General features: G+C 56.2%; 17 protein-coding genes. 10 read left to right on the forward strand and 7 right to left on the reverse strand.

Features of this window, described 5'->3' with window-relative positions:
- Positions 1 to 127: 127 nt before the first annotated feature.
- Complete coding sequence (gene hslU / locus ACP15L_RS10060) at positions 128 to 1,435, forward strand: ATP-dependent protease ATPase subunit HslU (RefSeq protein ID WP_425084053.1); 1,308 nt, start codon at positions 128 to 130, stop codon at positions 1,433 to 1,435.
- 181 nt (positions 1,436 to 1,616) lie between these two features.
- Positions 1,617 to 2,645, forward strand: coding sequence for an alpha/beta hydrolase (locus tag ACP15L_RS10065; protein ID WP_425084054.1), 1,029 nt, complete (start codon positions 1,617 to 1,619; stop codon positions 2,643 to 2,645).
- Positions 2,646 to 2,697: 52 nt separating this feature from the next.
- On the opposite strand, the gene ACP15L_RS10070 is transcribed toward ACP15L_RS10065, so the two are convergent.
- Genes ACP15L_RS10070 through ACP15L_RS10080 form a run of 3 tightly spaced genes read right to left on the reverse strand, consistent with a single transcriptional unit; the run spans position 2,698 to position 4,978 of the window.
- Positions 2,698 to 3,285 carry a Smr/MutS family protein gene (locus ACP15L_RS10070; protein ID WP_425084055.1) on the reverse strand — a complete coding sequence of 196 codons (588 nt, stop codon included), beginning with the start codon at positions 3,283 to 3,285 and terminating at the stop codon, positions 2,698 to 2,700.
- Entirely contained in the window at positions 3,285 to 4,322 is a 1,038-nt protein-coding gene (locus tag ACP15L_RS10075; RefSeq protein WP_425084056.1) for a murein transglycosylase A, read from the reverse strand. Before ACP15L_RS10075 ends, ACP15L_RS10070 begins: the two co-directional genes overlap by 1 nt.
- Positions 4,319 to 4,978 carry a Tim44/TimA family putative adaptor protein gene (locus ACP15L_RS10080; protein ID WP_170380193.1) on the reverse strand — a complete coding sequence of 220 codons (660 nt, stop codon included), beginning with the start codon at positions 4,976 to 4,978 and terminating at the stop codon, positions 4,319 to 4,321. The genes ACP15L_RS10075 and ACP15L_RS10080 overlap by 4 nt, the downstream gene beginning before the upstream one ends.
- A gap of 108 nt (positions 4,979 to 5,086) precedes the next feature.
- On the opposite strand from ACP15L_RS10080, the gene ACP15L_RS10085 reads away from it, so the two are divergent.
- Together ACP15L_RS10085 and secB are read left to right on the forward strand one after the other, a co-directional pair.
- Complete coding sequence (locus ACP15L_RS10085; RefSeq protein WP_425084057.1) at positions 5,087 to 5,587, forward strand: FxsA family protein; 501 nt, start codon at positions 5,087 to 5,089, stop codon at positions 5,585 to 5,587.
- A 54-nt stretch (positions 5,588 to 5,641) separates the two neighbouring features.
- Positions 5,642 to 6,151, forward strand: coding sequence for a protein-export chaperone SecB (secB, locus tag ACP15L_RS10090; RefSeq protein ID WP_170380195.1), 510 nt, complete (start codon positions 5,642 to 5,644; stop codon positions 6,149 to 6,151).
- Positions 6,152 to 6,178: 27 nt separating this feature from the next.
- On the opposite strand, the gene dnaQ is transcribed toward secB, so the two are convergent.
- Genes dnaQ through ACP15L_RS10110 form a run of 4 tightly spaced genes read right to left on the reverse strand, consistent with a single transcriptional unit; the run spans position 6,179 to position 8,913 of the window.
- Positions 6,179 to 6,901 (reverse strand): DNA polymerase III subunit epsilon, encoded by a 723-nt coding sequence (gene dnaQ / locus ACP15L_RS10095; protein ID WP_425084058.1) that lies wholly within the window; start codon positions 6,899 to 6,901, stop codon positions 6,179 to 6,181.
- Complete coding sequence (gene coaE / locus ACP15L_RS10100; RefSeq protein ID WP_425084059.1) at positions 6,894 to 7,487, reverse strand: dephospho-CoA kinase; 594 nt, start codon at positions 7,485 to 7,487, stop codon at positions 6,894 to 6,896. The genes dnaQ and coaE overlap by 8 nt, the downstream gene beginning before the upstream one ends.
- Complete coding sequence (locus ACP15L_RS10105) at positions 7,484 to 8,317, reverse strand: shikimate dehydrogenase (protein ID WP_425084060.1); 834 nt, start codon at positions 8,315 to 8,317, stop codon at positions 7,484 to 7,486. The genes coaE and ACP15L_RS10105 overlap by 4 nt, the downstream gene beginning before the upstream one ends.
- Positions 8,314 to 8,913: a Maf family protein gene (locus ACP15L_RS10110; RefSeq protein WP_425084061.1), complete on the reverse strand. Its 600-nt coding sequence runs from the start codon at positions 8,911 to 8,913 to the stop codon at positions 8,314 to 8,316. Before ACP15L_RS10110 ends, ACP15L_RS10105 begins: the two co-directional genes overlap by 4 nt.
- Before the next feature lie 404 nt (positions 8,914 to 9,317).
- Between ACP15L_RS10110 and ACP15L_RS10115 the strand changes: the two genes are divergently transcribed.
- From ACP15L_RS10115 to ACP15L_RS10140, 6 genes are all read left to right on the forward strand, one after another.
- Positions 9,318 to 9,767, forward strand: coding sequence for a CopD family protein (locus tag ACP15L_RS10115; RefSeq protein ID WP_170380200.1), 450 nt, complete (start codon positions 9,318 to 9,320; stop codon positions 9,765 to 9,767).
- A 135-nt stretch (positions 9,768 to 9,902) separates the two neighbouring features.
- Entirely contained in the window at positions 9,903 to 11,174 is a 1,272-nt protein-coding gene (gene rho / locus ACP15L_RS10120) for a transcription termination factor Rho (RefSeq protein ID WP_170765196.1), read from the forward strand.
- A 30-nt stretch (positions 11,175 to 11,204) separates the two neighbouring features.
- On the forward strand, positions 11,205 to 12,491 hold the full coding sequence (mnmE, locus tag ACP15L_RS10125) for a tRNA uridine-5-carboxymethylaminomethyl(34) synthesis GTPase MnmE (protein WP_425084062.1): 1,287 nt from the start codon (positions 11,205 to 11,207) through the stop codon (positions 12,489 to 12,491).
- Between the two features lie 12 nt (positions 12,492 to 12,503).
- A complete protein-coding gene (gene mnmG / locus ACP15L_RS10130; RefSeq protein ID WP_425084063.1) occupies positions 12,504 to 14,372 on the forward strand; it encodes a tRNA uridine-5-carboxymethylaminomethyl(34) synthesis enzyme MnmG in 1,869 nt (622 codons plus the stop codon).
- Positions 14,369 to 14,980: a 16S rRNA (guanine(527)-N(7))-methyltransferase RsmG gene (gene rsmG / locus ACP15L_RS10135; RefSeq protein WP_425084064.1), complete on the forward strand. Its 612-nt coding sequence runs from the start codon at positions 14,369 to 14,371 to the stop codon at positions 14,978 to 14,980. The genes mnmG and rsmG overlap by 4 nt, the downstream gene beginning before the upstream one ends.
- Positions 14,973 to 15,776 carry an AAA family ATPase gene (locus tag ACP15L_RS10140; protein WP_170643419.1) on the forward strand — a complete coding sequence of 268 codons (804 nt, stop codon included), beginning with the start codon at positions 14,973 to 14,975 and terminating at the stop codon, positions 15,774 to 15,776. The genes rsmG and ACP15L_RS10140 overlap by 8 nt, the downstream gene beginning before the upstream one ends.
- Position 15,777 lies beyond the last annotated feature (1 nt).

Genomic DNA, 15,777 nt, shown 5'->3' on the forward strand with positions numbered 1-15,777 from the left:
CATGGCGATTCACATCACTACGAATATCCGTGTGTCTTCTGTGAGTTGTCGTGATGTTTTCGTGATCGGCTTGTGTTTTCGCGACGTATGATTAGGTTCCGCTTCGAAACAGACGGATAAAACACATATGACCGACCTGACCCCGCGCGAGATTGTCTCGGAACTGGACCGCTTCATCATCGGGCAAAAAGACGCCAAACGCGCCGTGGCCGTGGCTCTGCGCAACCGCTGGCGACGCAAGCAGTTGGCCGATGATATCCGGGATGAGGTCTACCCCAAGAACATCCTGATGATCGGCCCCACCGGCGTCGGAAAAACCGAAATCAGCCGCCGTCTGGCCAAACTGGCCCGTGCGCCCTTCATCAAAGTCGAGGCCACCAAGTTCACCGAAGTCGGATATGTCGGCCGTGACGTTGAACAGATCGTGCGCGATCTGGCCGACGCAGCGATCATCCAGACCCGCGAATACATGCGTGAGGATGTGAAAGCCCGCGCCCATCAGGCCGCAGAGGATCGCGTGATCGAAGCGATCGCCGGCTCCGATGCCCGCGAAGCGACTCGCGAGATGTTCCGCAAGAAGCTGAAATCAGGTGAGCTGGACGACACAGAGATCGAGCTGGAGCTGTCTGACACCTCAAACCCGATGCCAATGTTCGACGTACCCGGCCAGCCCGGCAGCCAGATGGGCATGATGAATCTGGGCGATATCTTCGGCAAGGCCTTCGGCGGCCGCACGGTGAAAAAGAAAGTAACCGTGGCCGAAAGCTATGACCTGCTGATCGGGGAAGAGGCCGACAAGCTGCTGGATGACGAAACCGTCAACCGAGTGGCGCTGGAGTCGGTCGAACAGAACGGCATCGTGTTTCTGGACGAGATCGACAAGGTTTGCGCGCGCGCGGAAGCGCGTGGCGGCGATGTCAGCCGTGAAGGGGTCCAGCGCGACCTGCTGCCTCTTATCGAGGGCACGACGGTGTCCACCAAACATGGCCCTGTGAAAACCGACCACATCCTGTTCATCGCCTCGGGTGCGTTCCACATTGCCAAACCCTCGGACCTGCTGCCCGAGCTTCAGGGCCGTCTGCCGATCCGAGTGGAGCTGCGCGCGCTGACAGAAGAAGATTTCGTGCGCATCCTGACCGAGACGGACAACGCGCTGACCCTCCAATACACCGCCCTTATGGGTACCGAAGAGGTCACCGTCAGTTTCACCGATGACGGCATCGCGGCGCTGGCCAAGATTGCGGCGGATGTGAACCAGAGTGTTGAAAACATCGGCGCCCGGCGGCTTTACACGGTGATGGAGCGTGTGTTCGAAGAACTCTCGTTCACCGCGCCTGATCAGGCTGGGACCGAGATCACGGTGAACGCGCAATTCGTGGATGACAATCTGGGTGAGTTGACGAAATCAACCGACCTCAGCCGTTACGTATTGTAACAAATCCAGCTGTATTTCGCCGCCGATTTGGCGGCGAATTTTCGTTCCGGCTGGACCTTGCACCAGAAACTGGTAACCGTGACTCAAACTCTGTTTCTTTGAGGGTTGAGCCGTGTTGCGTTTGAGTATTGCCTTTCTTGCTGTTGCTACACTGAGCGCTTGCGTCGACAGAACTGCGCAGGTGACAGTGCCATCCGCGTTGAATGTGGGATCCGCAGAAACCGTCTACGCGGCCACAACCCGGGGGCGGAACCCCGACGGAACGTTTAACGCCGACCGGGGCGAGCGGGTTCAGTACCACAAAATGACGGTCTCAATCCCGCCAAACCACACGCCAGGCACGTTGGAGTTTTCTTACGCAAACCCCAATCCGGAGAAGCAGTTTGTTTTGGCCAACACAACGGACCTATCCGGCCCGCGTGAGTTGGCAAACCAACTGCGCGGAGAGGATGATGTGTCGATCTTCGTGCACGGGTATAACTCGACCCATACCGAGACCGCGTTTCGCGCGGCGCAGTTGGCGCATGATCTGGACATTCCCGGATCGGTCCTGATTTACTCCTGGCCCAGTCAGGCGCGCGGGGCAGGGTATGCCTATGATCTGGACAGCATGCTGTTTGCCCGCGACGGGTTGGAGAAGACAATCCGGGACCTGAAATCCATCGGCGTGAAACGGGTTGTGCTGGTCGCCCACTCCATGGGCGGCGCCCTTTCGATGGAGATGATGCGTCAGGCAGAACTACGCTCGCCCGGCTGGTCGCGGCGCAACCTTGATGGCGTATTCCTGATCTCACCCGATCTGGATATTGACGTGTTTCGCTCGCAAATGGACAGCATCAAAACTCCGCCTGATCCCTTTGTCGTGATGGTATCGCAAAAGGACAAAATCCTGAATATCTCGGCCCGGATTCGCGGTACACCGGGGAGTGAACGGCTGGGCAATATCAGCACCATCGAGGCGTTGGCCGAGTATCCGATCGAGGTGATCGACGCGACCGCGTTCAACAGCGATGCCGAGTCCTCGCATTTCGTTGCTGCAACCTCACCCGCCTTGCTGTCGCTGCTCAGTTCGGCGCGGCGTGTTGGAAACACCCTTGGAAACCGACGCCGGGGCATCGACTATTTGATCCCCAACAGTCAACGCAACCCCTCGGGTGCGACCGAGGTTGTTCTGTCTGAGACCGGACAGGCGCAGGTCGCTACTCAGTAGGATTCAAGGGTTTGCCAGAGGGTCTCTTACTATTTCGGTCGGTGGGCGAAGCCTAGCGGACACGTCTGAGATAAACGTAGTAGGCACCATCCCCGCCGTGACTGATATGCGCAGGTGTCACCTGCATCACCGCCTGCGCCAGAGGCGGGATCGATAGCCAATGCGGCACCTGATTGCGCAACACACCGCGCGGGGTCGGGATCGGCCCTGGCTCGTCGCGGTCTTTCCCCTTGCCCGTGATTACCAGAACCAGGCGTTTGCCCTGCGCTTGCGCCGTAAGCACAAAGCGCACAAGCGCCGGATGAGCGGTGTCTATGCGCATCCCATGCAGGTCCAGCTTCCCCTCGGGTTTGAGCTTGCCACGCTTCATGCGGCCAAAGGCCTTGGTATCCATCTGAACCGGGGCGGCGCGCAGCGTCTCGGTGATCGACGGCTTCAAGCGATTGGCAGACGGCTTGGAAGGTTGGTTCTGCCCCAGCTCAAACGCTTCAATCCGGGGTTTTGGCAGTTTCTTGGGCGTGGGTTTGGGCAGAGTTGTCGGATGTACGGTCTGAGGGATCTCAGGGTGCAGCCGCTCAGCCTGTTTGGCGACCTTGCGCCACAGCTCGATCTCATCGCTGGTCAGTTTGCGCCGGGTCATTAGTAGTCATCCGTCGCCATGGCATAGGCACGCTGGATCGGTAGTAGAACAATCATGCGTCCGGGGTCCTTCAACCGACCGGCAGCTTGCCCGGCCTCATCGCCGGTTCCAAAGAAGATATCAGCGCGTTGCGCGCCCTTGATCGCCGCGCCGGTATCCTGCGCGATCATCAGGCGGCGCAAGGGCTTCTTGCCGTCTTTCTCAACCCAGACTGGAGCACCTAGCGGCGTATAGGCAGGATCGGCCGCGATGCTACGCATGGTCGTGATTGAGCGGTTCATAGCACCTAAAGGCCCCAGTTCCGGCGCAACCCGGCTAACCTCGCGGAAGAACACGTAAGACGGGTTGTGGAACAAGAGCTCGGCCCCAGCTTCGGGGTTCTTGCGTACCCAGGCCTGGATCATCTGCGCGCTGACCGCATGGGCGCCCAAAGCGCCGCGCCGGACCAGCTCAACCCCGATCGATCGGTAGGGCTGCCCGTTCGCGCCGCCATATCCCACACGCAAGGCACCGCCATCAGGCAGGCGTACCCGGCCAGAACCCTGAATTTGCAGAAAGAACAGCTCAACCGGGTCATCGACCCAAGCGATCTCGAGCCCCCGGCCCTGCATCACGTCGCTGGTCAGGATCTCGCGCCGGCTGAGCCACGGCCCGTCCCGCGCCTCGGGCGGCATCTTGTAGATCGGATACTTGAAACGATCCGTCCGGGTTCTGGAGCCGTCGAGCTCGGGTTCAAAATACCCGGTAAAAAGACCGTCCTTACCATCTTCGACCAAAACGGGCCGGAAGAAGAGTTCAAAGAAAGACCGCGCGGCATCCCCCTCATAGGTCCGGGCGACACCGCAAAGCGCACGCCAATCCGGGTCGTTCAGATCACCGCACGTGTTCAGAAAAACGGAAAGGGCCGCGCCGTGGTCATCCTCGGCCCAGCCCTGCAAGTCGTCAAACGAAAGGACGGATCGCGTCGCCTCGGCTCCGGCGGCGCTGGCAGTGGTCATCGCACCCACCAGAATAAGCGACCGGAGCGTGGCAATCATGCGTCCGTGGCAACAAGCAGCCAGTTTGGATCGTCCTTGCCCATCACGCGGGCAAAGGTCCAGCTGTCCTTTTGGCGTTTCACGGTATTCGGGTTGCCTTCGATGATATCACCACCACGATCCCGCACGACCGAGGTCAGCTCACCAATGAACTTCATGGTGATTTCGGCCTCATTCGTATCCTTGTCAAAGGACACATCGGTCAGGGTGGTTTCGCGCACGCCGATGAACTCGGCCTCGATCGTCAGGCCTTGATCTTCGCGCGCGGATACAACCGAGACGAAGGTTTCGAAAACGTCTTCGGCCAGGAAGGGCTGGATTTCGTCCAAATTGCCCTTCTCAAAACCCATCACGATCATTTCATAAGCGCCACGGGCACCCTGAACAAATTCACTGACCGAGAAGCTGGGCTCGACCCGCTTCATCGCAGCCAAGGTCTGCGCTTGCTCGCTGTCTTCGGGGACGTGGTCAGTGATGTCATGATCCGGACCACCTTCGATCACCTCGAAATCACGACGGGACGCACCCGCATCGGGCTGATGCGGAACAGGGGGTTTTTCGAAACCTTCACGCGTTCCCAGCACGCTTTTCAAACGCAGGATCAGGAAAACGGCAATTCCGGCCAGTACCAGCAGCTGGATCATGGGTTCGTTCATTTCATCCTCTTTTCAGAACCGAGACTTTGTGTACGCGGCCTCCTGCCACTATGTAGGTGACAGTTGGTGGCAAGTCCACAGTTCGGCCATAGGTAAAGGATAACGCAAATGTACCTGTTCTTGGCATTTTTATTGGTTCCGATCCTTGAGATAGCCCTGTTCATCCAGGTTGGCGGTCTAATCGGCCTGTGGCCAACCCTTGCCATCGTGGTTCTGACGGCGGTTCTGGGCACCACATTGGTACGGACACAAGGTCGCATGGCGCTGGGGCAATTGCAGCAATCCTTCGCCACTCTGGACGATCCAACCGAGCCTTTGGCCCATGGCGCAATGATCCTTTTGTCCGGCGCGCTGTTGCTGACACCCGGCTTTTTCACCGATGCCGTTGGGTTTGCACTGTTAATCCCCAGCGTGCGGATCGCCGTTTTCCGCTATCTGAAAACCAAGGTGACCGTGACCCAGTTCCAGATGGGGCCGGGCGCGGGCTTCCAACAACCACGCAGACCCTATGATCAGGGCGACGTGATTGACGGCGAGTTTACCGAGGTTCGCCCACGCAAGGACCCCTCGAAACCGTCAAAATGGGTGGAAGGTCCCCACCAGCATTGAGGTGCCGCGCGCAACTTGCTAAGCAGTGTCGAATTTCATTTTTGGAGTAGATCCATGGCCGAAGAAAACGCTGCAGAAAACACTGCGGCTCAAGCCGCCCCTCAGGTTCAGATGCGCGTTCTGGGACAGTTCATTCGTGATATGTCCTTTGAAAACGTCATGGCGCAAAAAGGCGTGTCCGGTGACGTACAGCCCGAGATTCAGGTTCAGGTGAACCTGGACGCGAAAAAGCGTCAGGTCGAGCATCAGTATGAAGTTTCGATCAAGCTGAAGCTGACCTCGAAAGCCAAGGGCATGGACGATGTTCTGTTCCTGTGCGAGCTGGATTATTGCGGGCTGTTCCACGTGGAAGGCGTGCCAGAAGATCAGCTGCACCCGTTCCTGATGATCGAATGCCCGCGCATGCTGTTCCCGTTCCTGCGCCGTATCGTCAGCGACGTCACCCGTGACGGTGGCTATCCGCCGGTGAACCTGGACAACATTGATTTTGTAGCGCTTTACCGCAATGAGCTGATGCGCCGTCAGGCCGCTCAGGCGGAACAGGCCGAGCAGACCGACGCCTAAATCCCTTGAGCCCCGTGCCTGACAGGATCAGGCGCGGGTCCACAGGGCGCTTTCGCCCAGTTTCTCGACAAATGCCTCATGCGCTGCGCGTTCATCCTCGGTGATCCGGGATGGCAGCGGTGTTGCGCGCGGTGTCGGACGCCAGTCATCTGCCCCACCCACGCCGGACGCGGCTGAGGTGGACAGGCCGAAATCCGGTTGGCGTCCGCCGATCAGCTCAAGATAGACCTCGGCCAGGATCTCCGAGTCCAAAAGCGCGCCGTGCAGCACTCGGTTCGAGTTGTCGATATTGAACCGCCGACACAGCGCATCCAACGACGCCGGAGAGCCCGGAAACCGTTTGCGCGCAATGGCGAGCGTATCGAGCGCCTGATCCATCGGAATCGGCGGCAGGCCCATCCATTTCAGCTCGGCGTTCAGGAACTTCATGTCGAAAGAGGCGTTGTGGATCACCAGTTTCGCGTCGCCAACAAAATCGCGAAACCCTTGACCCACTTTGGCAAAAACCGGTTTGTCTTTCAGCGTCACCTCACCCTTTTCGGGCGGGCGCGGGGTTTCCAGCAGGTCGGGGCCGATGCCATGTACGCCAAATGCCTCTTCCGGCATGCCGCGTTCGGGGTTGATATAGACATGATAGGTCTCGCCCGTCGCCACATGGTTCCACAGCTCAACCGCGCCGATCTCGACAATCCGATCACCGCTTTCAGGATCAAAGCCCGTGGTTTCGGTATCGAGTACAATCTCACGCATCTGCCATCCCCGCCCGTATCTGCCTGACCACATCCTGCACCTGCGCGCGGGCATGGTCCAGAGTGTTGGTTTCAATCACATAGTCAGAGCGCGCGCATTTCTCGTCATTCGGCATCTGCTTGGCGCGGATTTGTTCGAACTGAGCCTCGGACATCGTGCCGCGTTCCATCACCCGGCGTTTTTGTTCGTCAGGCGATACCCGAACGCAGGCGACCGCATCCATCGCGGCCTCACCGCCCGTTTCGAACAGAAGGGGGATGTCGAACACCAGAATATCGGCCGCGGCACTTTCGCGGAATGCCGCGCGATCTGCGGCAACCAGAGGGTGAACGATCCCCTCGATCCTTTTCAAAGCAGAACTGTCTTCGGAAATAATCCGTTTCAGTGCCTCGCGGCTGACCGCGCCCTCTACGATAGCCGACGGAAAACCCTCACCCATCGGCCCAACTGCCGCGCCGTCTTTAGAATAGAGACGATGTACCGCTGCATCTGCATCCCAAAGCGCGCAGCCTTCATCGACGAACATCTGCGCCGTGGTGCTTTTGCCCATCCCGATTGAGCCTGTCAGGCCAAGCGCAAACCTCATGCCAGAACGGCCGCGCGCAAATCGTCATTGACCTCCGGGCGCACGCCGAACCAACGTTCAAAGCCCGGAACTGCCTGATGCAGCAACATGCCCAGCCCATCGACCACGGTGCATCCGGCCTCTTCCGCCGTTTTCAACAGGTTGGTCTTGAGCGGCGCGTAGACCAGATCGGTCACCACGGCGCCCGGCTGCAATCCATCCAATGGCACCCGCAGTTCGGGCTGACCTTGCATGCCCAGAGATGTCGTGTTGACCACAAGCTCGGCGTTTTCGATCACGTTTCCGGCCTGAACCCAATCCACAACGGTGATGCGCTGGCCGAATTCTTCTTTCAGATGATCGGCACGGGTGCGGGTGCGGTTGGTCAGCAGAATCTCGGGCACACCCGCATCCGCCAGCGCCTGCAACACCGCGCGTGCTGCTCCGCCTGCACCAAAGACAACGGCTGGGCCATCCTTGGCGTTCCAATCCGGTGCGCCGGCGCGCAGGTTCTCCATGAACCCGTATCCATCGGTGTTGTCCGCATGGATCGAGCCGTCCTCGCGGAAAACCAGCGTATTCGCGGCCCCGATCACGGTCGCCCGGTCCGAGGCATGGTCTGCAATACGCAAGGCAGCCTCTTTATGCGGTACCGTCACGTTTGTTCCCACAAAACCGGCCTTGGGCAGGGTGCGCAAAACGGTCTCCAGATCAGCCGGGGCGACGTCCATGGGAACATAGTGCCCATCCAGCCCGTAGGTCTTCAGCCAATGCCCATGCAATTTAGGCGAGCGGGAATGGCCCACCGGGTGCCCGATCACTCCGGCCAGAGGAATCTTGTGGTCCGTCATTGATCAATCACCCCTTTGACAGCCAGATAGTTGAGCAGCTCCAACAGTGGCATACCCAAAACGTTAAAGTAATCTCCGTCAATGGTGGCGAACAGGCGGACGCCTTCTTCCTCGAGCTTATATGCACCCACCGCGTGGCGGATGCTGTCCCAATTGCGGTCGATATAGTCTCGCAGGTAGGCATCCGAGCTCATCCGCATCCGCAGGCGCACCTGACCGACATGGCGCCAGATCGGCTCTCCATCCTGATAGATCACCGCCGCAGACAACAGCATGTGCCGCTTACCACGCATCATCTTCAACTGGGCAAAGGCGTCCTCAGGCGTCTGAGGTTTCGACAGCAACTGCCCGTCAAAATCCAGCACCTGATCGCAGCCCAGCACCATCGCTCCGGGTGCCTTGTCACTGACCCTGCGCGCTTTCATTTCCGCCAACGCATCGGCAATATCACGCGGCGAGGCGCCTTCGGCCAACAAGGCACGCTTTATGCTATCCTCGTCCACGCGCGCGATCTGAACAGAGAAAGGCACGCCTGCATTTTCCAGCAACTGCGCGCGAATAGAGGATCCTGAGGCCAGGACGATGGGGACAGACATGTGGACAACCCCGTGGGCAAATCGTTGAGCGGTCTTGGACGCTTTGTATGGTTTTCAGATTGACACGCAAGCCCGGGAATTTCGCGAAAAACTTCCCTGAGTCGCTCAAACATCATCCAGCCGGGGTAAGGATAACTTCGAAACAGCGGATAACCGGGAAATCTGGATTTATTCAAGGTGTTATCCCCAGATACACCCTCAGATCTCAGAACTAAATATATGTTTTAATTTGATTATTTTTGAAATTCACAGAATCACTCAAATCTCGTGCGAAACTGTCCACTTGGGGAAAACCAAAGGGTAAAAAAGTAATCCACGGATTTTACCCACCCTACAAAACCATCTTCCTTTCTTCTTTCTTATTTTTTTATTAGGGAGAGTTCCGAGAAGCACCCGGAGCTAAAATGACTGATCTTCTTTTCACGATCTACCCGTGGGTGAAGTCCCTTCATATCATGGCGGTGATTTCGTGGATGGCAGGACTGTTCTACCTTCCCCGTCTGTTCGTCTATCACGTAGAAAAGGCACAATCGGTTAACGGGGCCGAGACCATCTTCTTTGAAATGGAAGAGAAGCTGCTGCGCGTAATCATGCGCCCCGCGATGATCGTAGCCTGGGTATGTGGTCTGATCATGGTGTTCACGCCCGGTATCGTCGGCTGGGATTTTGTATGGCCTTGGGCCAAAGGCGCGGCCGTGATTGGCATGACCTGGTTTCATCATTGGCTGTTGGCTCGCCGCAAGGATTTCGCAGAGGGGCGAAATAAGCTTACTGGGCGGCAGTATCGCATGATGAACGAGGTTCCGACCGTTCTGATGGTTATCATCGTTCTGGCGGTCATTCTGAAGTTCTGAAGGCCATTCCAGCAAGGGCCTGTTTGACTCCGCAGATCGACGCAACTATGTAGGGGTCAACACGCCCGTCCGGGCGGCGTATTTTCCGTACTGAAATTCCACTTCGAACCGCAGTCCGCGGTGAAGGTATGCATCATGTCCAATGAATCCCTGAATCTGGCCGACCTAAAAGCCAAAAGCCCCAAAGACCTTCTGGCAATGGCCGAAGAGCTGGAGATCGAAAACGCCTCGACCATGCGTAAAGGCGAGATGATGTTCCAGATCCTGCGCGAACGAGCGGATGAAGGCTGGACTGTTGGCGGTGACGGCGTTCTTGAGGTCCTGCAAGACGGCTTCGGCTTCCTGCGCTCGCCCGAGGCGAACTATCTGCCGGGTCCAGACGATATCTATGTCTCGCCTGACATGATCCGTCTGCACTCGCTGCGTACGGGGGATACGGTCGAGGGTGAAATCAAAGCGCCCGACGATAGCGAGCGGTATTTTGCGCTGACCAAGGTCACCAAGATCAACTTCGAAGATCCTGAGAAGGCCAAGCACAAGATCCTGTTCGATAACCTGACGCCGCTCTACCCGGATGAGCGTCTGAAGATGGAGATCGAAGATCCCACCATTAAGGACAAGTCGGCCCGTGTGATCGACCTGGTCTCTCCTATCGGTAAAGGCCAGCGGTCGCTGATCGTGGCGCCTCCGCGGACCGGTAAAACGGTGATCCTGCAGAACATCGCGCACTCGATCGAACAGAACCACCCGGAGTGTTATCTGATTGTCCTGCTGATCGACGAACGCCCGGAAGAGGTGACCGACATGCAGCGCTCGGTGAAGGGTGAGGTTGTGTCCTCAACCTTCGACGAACCTGCAACGCGCCACGTGGCCGTGTCCGAGATGGTGATCGAAAAAGCTAAGCGGTTGGTCGAACATAAACGAGATGTTGTTATTCTTCTCGACTCGATCACAAGACTTGGTAGGGCGTTTAACACTGTGGTCCCATCCTCGGGTAAAGTTCTGACCGGTGGTGTGGATGCAAATGCTCTGCAACGGCCTAAGCGGTTCTTTGGTGCGGCGCGGAACATCGAAGAAGGTGGTTCACTGACTATTATCGCGACTGCTCTGATCGATACCGGCAGCCGGATGGACGAAGTCATCTTCGAAGAATTCAAAGGCACTGGTAACTCGGAAATTGTTCTGGATCGTAAGATCGCAGACAAACGCGTGTTCCCGGCCATCGATATTCTCAAATCCGGTACCCGGAAAGAGGATCTGCTGGTCGACAAGGGCGATCTGGCCAAAACCTTCGTTCTGCGCCGCATCCTCAACCCGATGGGGACCACCGATGCAATCGAGTTCCTGTTGTCCAAGTTGAAACAGACGAAGACAAACGGCGAGTTCTTCGATTCGATGAACACCTGACTCAGGTCTTAACTGGCGCGAGGCCTTCGAATGGATACGATATTCGCCTTGGCCAGCGCGCAAGGCAAAGCAGGGGTGGCGGTCATCCGCCTCTCTGGTCCTGACGCGCATCGTGCGGCGGCTGGGATGACCGGCGGCGCGCTTCCGGCGCGTGGGATGTCACTGCGGGTTTTGCGGGATGCTGACGGGGCTCGTCTGGATGATGGGCTGGTTTTGACGTTTAAGGCTCCGGCCAGCTTCACCGGTGAAGATGTGGCAGAGCTTCAGATTCACGGAAGTACGGCCTCGGTCAATGCTGTCATGCGCTGCTTGTCGGAAACGGACGGTCTGCGCCTTGCTGATCCGGGAGAGTTCACCCGCCGCGCGTTGGAAAACGGCAAGATGGATTTGGCCCAGGTCGAAGGCCTTGCCGATTTGATCGACGCCGAGACAGAAGCCCAACGGAAACAGGCGCAAACGATTCTCTCTGGTGAGTTGGGAAACCTGGCCGAGCGATGGAGGAGGGACCTGATCCGAGCCGCCTCTCTGTTGGAGGCCGTAATCGACTTTGCCGATGAAGAGATTCCAACCGACGTCACCCCTGAGGTGCGCGAGCTGATCTCGGGCGTCATGGCTGATTTGAAGCGCGAAGCAGATGGGGTTCAGATCGCGGAACGCATCCGAACTGGGTTCGAAGTTGCAATCGTCGGCCTTCCCAACGCGGGCAAGTCTACCTTGCTGAATGCTTTGGCTGGGCGAGACGCTGCAATTACATCAGAATATGCAGGTACAACTCGGGACGTCATTGAAGTCCGAATGGATCTGGCAGGACTTCCGGTGACACTTCTGGACACCGCCGGGCTACGCGACACCGATGACCACGTCGAAAGCCTCGGTATCGCACTGGCTAAGAAACGCGCTGAAGCTGCCGATCTGCGTGTGTTCCTGTCTGACGAACCGTTGCATCTTGGTGTAGATATTCAGCCGGATGATATTCAGGTGGCACCGAAAGCTGATCTTCGTAGTCCCCAAGTCGGTGGTGTTTCCGGGAAAACGGGTCAGGGGATTGATCAGCTGATATCCAACATATCGCGTGTGCTGAGTAATCGTACCACTAGCCATGGTATAGCGACACGAGAACGCCATCGCATTGCATTGACTAAAGCACTGGACGCTCTGATTGCGGCAATGTCGGTTCTGGAATCAGGTCCGGACCTGTATGATATAGCAGCAGAAGAGATGCGCACTGCGATCCGCGCACTTGAATCTTTGGTGGGCAGAATAGGTGTCGAGGATCTGTTAGATGAAATATTCTCGAGCTTCTGTCTGGGAAAATAAGGAGTGTTTCACGTGAAACATTCAGACTTCGATGTAGTCGTCATTGGCGCGGGGCACGCGGGCACCGAGGCTGCACATGCTGCGGCCAGAATGGGCGTTTCGACAGCATTGGTCACGCTATCTGCAGCAGATATCGGTGTGATGTCGTGCAATCCTGCAATCGGAGGATTGGGTAAAGGCCACTTGGTTCGCGAGATAGATGCTTTGGACGGCGTCATGGGACGTGTTGCAGACCAAGCAGGGATCCAGTTCCGGCTACTAAACCGCCGAAAAGGGCCAGCGGTTCAAGGCCCAAGGACGCAAGCGGACAGGTCGCTTTACCGAGCAGCGATGCAAAAGGAAACGGATAGGCAAGGGAACCTGTCAGTTATTGTTGGCGAAGTCGTAGACTTTCTGATGAATCAGGATCGAGTAGCAGGCGTTAGGTTGGGCGACGGATCAGAAATCTCGGCAAAGTCGGTCATTCTTACTTCCGGCACGTTCCTTCGAGGCGTGATTCACATCGGAGACGTCTCACGACCCGGAGGTCGCATGGGAGATCGCCCTTCCGTGAGACTGGCGGAACGTTTGGACGCATATGATCTTCCGACGGGACGATTGAAGACGGGAACCCCACCGAGGCTAGATGGACGTACCATAGATTGGTCAGGGTTGGAACGTCAGGACGGTGACGACGAACCAACCTTGTTCTCGTTCCTGTCGACTTCAGTTGTTGCGCCGCAGATTTCGTGTGGGATTACCCATACGAACGCTCAGACACATGAAATAATTGAAAAGAACCTAAGCAAGTCAGCGATGTATGGTGGGCATATAGATGGCGTTGGCCCAAGATATTGCCCGTCGATCGAAGACAAGATTGTTCGGTTTGCAGAGAAAGACTCGCATCAGATCTTTCTTGAACCCGAAGGGGTGAATGATCACACGATTTACCCCAACGGTATTTCAACGTCTCTGCCGCAGGATGTGCAGCTACAATATGTTCGTTCGATAAAAGGTCTGGAGAATGCTGATATTCTTCAACCCGGTTACGCCATCGAGTACGACTATATAGACCCCCGTGTCCTATCAGAGACTTTGGCCTTGCCCGAGATTCCAGGCCTATATTTAGCGGGTCAGATCAACGGAACCACAGGATATGAGGAAGCTGCCGCTCAGGGTATGGTTGCTGGTCTCAATGCGGCTTTGGCTGTTCAAGGTAAAGACCCGGTCCATTTCACCCGCGCCGATAGCTATATCGGTGTCATGATAGATGATCTTACCACCCGAGGCGTTGCTGAACCGTATCGAATGTTCACCTCTCGCGCTGAATTCAGATTGTCGCTTCGAGCAGATAATGCTGATCAGCGTTTGACGCCTATCGGATTGCAGTTGAGTTGCGTTGGAAGCAGGCGTCGACAAGCTTTCACAGAAAAGATGGATCAATTGAGCGACGCGAAATCGCTTTTGAGCGAAAAAACCTATACGCCAAAAGAGGTTTTGGCCGCTGGCATCAGTGTTAATCAGGACGGCAATAGGCGTGATGGCATGGCGATTCTGGCTTTTCCGGATGTGGCTTTTGAGGACCTGCTGCCCTTGATACCCGAGCTGGATATGGTGACGCCAGATATCCGGCTTCAGGTCGCTAGGGATGCGCTTTACGCAAACTACATCGCACGGCAGCAGCGGGATGTCGAAGCGATGAAGAGGGATGAATCCTATCAGATTCCCAGGGATTTCGACTATTTTGCTTTAGATGGCCTTTCATCTGAAATGAAGCAAAAGCTGTCTCAGACAAAACCCGGAAATATTGCTCAGGCCAGTAGGGTAGAAGGCGTTACACCCGCGGCCTTGACCTTGGTTTTGGCAAAACTTCGGCGCGATCAAAAAGTTAAACAAGCATGAAGCCTGAATTTTCCAAGTTCGATGTTTCACGTGAAACATTCGACCGGCTGGATACGTATGTGGAGCTGCTGAAGCGTTGGAATCCCAAGATCAATCTAGTCTCAAGGAACAGTCTGGAGGATATCTGGGATCGACATATTCTGGATTCCGTCCAGGTATTCCGATGTGCAATGGCCACAGATACCTGGGTTGATATCGGAACTGGAGGCGGATTTCCGGGGATGGTGTGTGCAATTATGGCACTGGAAGAGTCGCCAAACACCCGTTTCCAATTTGTTGAAAGTGATCAGAGAAAATCAGCATTCCTGAGGAACGTTGCTCGCGAATGCGGGGTGACGTGTCAGGTCATCTCAAAGCGAATCGAATCCGTTGAGCCACTTGAAGCGGATATTCTATCGGCCCGTGCTTTGGCAGATCTGCGCACATTATTGTCCTTTTGTGACAGGCATTTAAGCGAAAACGGCACTGCTTTGTTGCCGAAAGGCGCGAACTGGAAAAAAGAACTGTCAGAGGCTCAGGAAGAATGGAAATTCGATGTTGAGCCGATTACAAGTTTAACAGAGCCCCAAGCCGTAATCCTTAAAATCAAAGGAGTATCTCGTGGTTGATCTTTCTCGTCCTTCAGGGCCCCGAATAATTGCGGTTGCCAATCAGAAGGGCGGAGTTGGGAAAACTACGACGGCGATAAATCTGGCTGCGGGTCTGGCCGAAGCCGGCTGTCGGGTTCTGGTTGTTGATCTCGATCCGCAGGGCAATGCGTCGACTGGATTGGGTGTCGAAGACCGGGATTGGACCACGTATGATCTTATTTTGGACGACGCACCGCTAGAGGCGGTCATACAAGAGACAGAAATAGGTGGTCTTTTCGTCATTCCGGCCACTGTCGATTTGAGTTCGGCGGATATCGAACTCATTTCAAACGAAAAACGCAGCTACTTGTTGCATGACGCGTTGCGACAAACCTCAATAGATGGGTTTGAGCTGGATTTTGTATTGATTGACTGCCCTCCGTCCTTGAACCTGCTGACGGTGAACGCGATGGTAGCCTCGCATTCGGTTCTTGTTCCATTGCAGAGTGAATTCTTTGCTCTGGAGGGTTTGTCTCAGCTGATGCTGACGATCCGAGAGGTTCGCCAAACGGCGAATCCAGATCTGAGAATCGAAGGTATTGTGTTGACCATGTATGACAACCGCAACAACTTGTCCCGTCAGGTCGAGAAAGACGCACGTGACAATTTGGGTGAGATGGTTTTTAAGACCAAGATACCCAGAAATGTGCGGGTCAGTGAGGCGCCGTCTTACGCGTTGCCAGTTTTGCAATATGACTCGGGCTCGCTTGGGGCGATGGCATATCGTCATCTGGCCCGCGAAGTCATGCAAAAGAACAACAAAGTCGCCGCTTAAG

Source organism: Ruegeria profundi (assembly GCF_049800715.1).
Taxonomy (GTDB): Bacteria; Pseudomonadota; Alphaproteobacteria; order Rhodobacterales; family Rhodobacteraceae; genus Ruegeria; species Ruegeria profundi_A.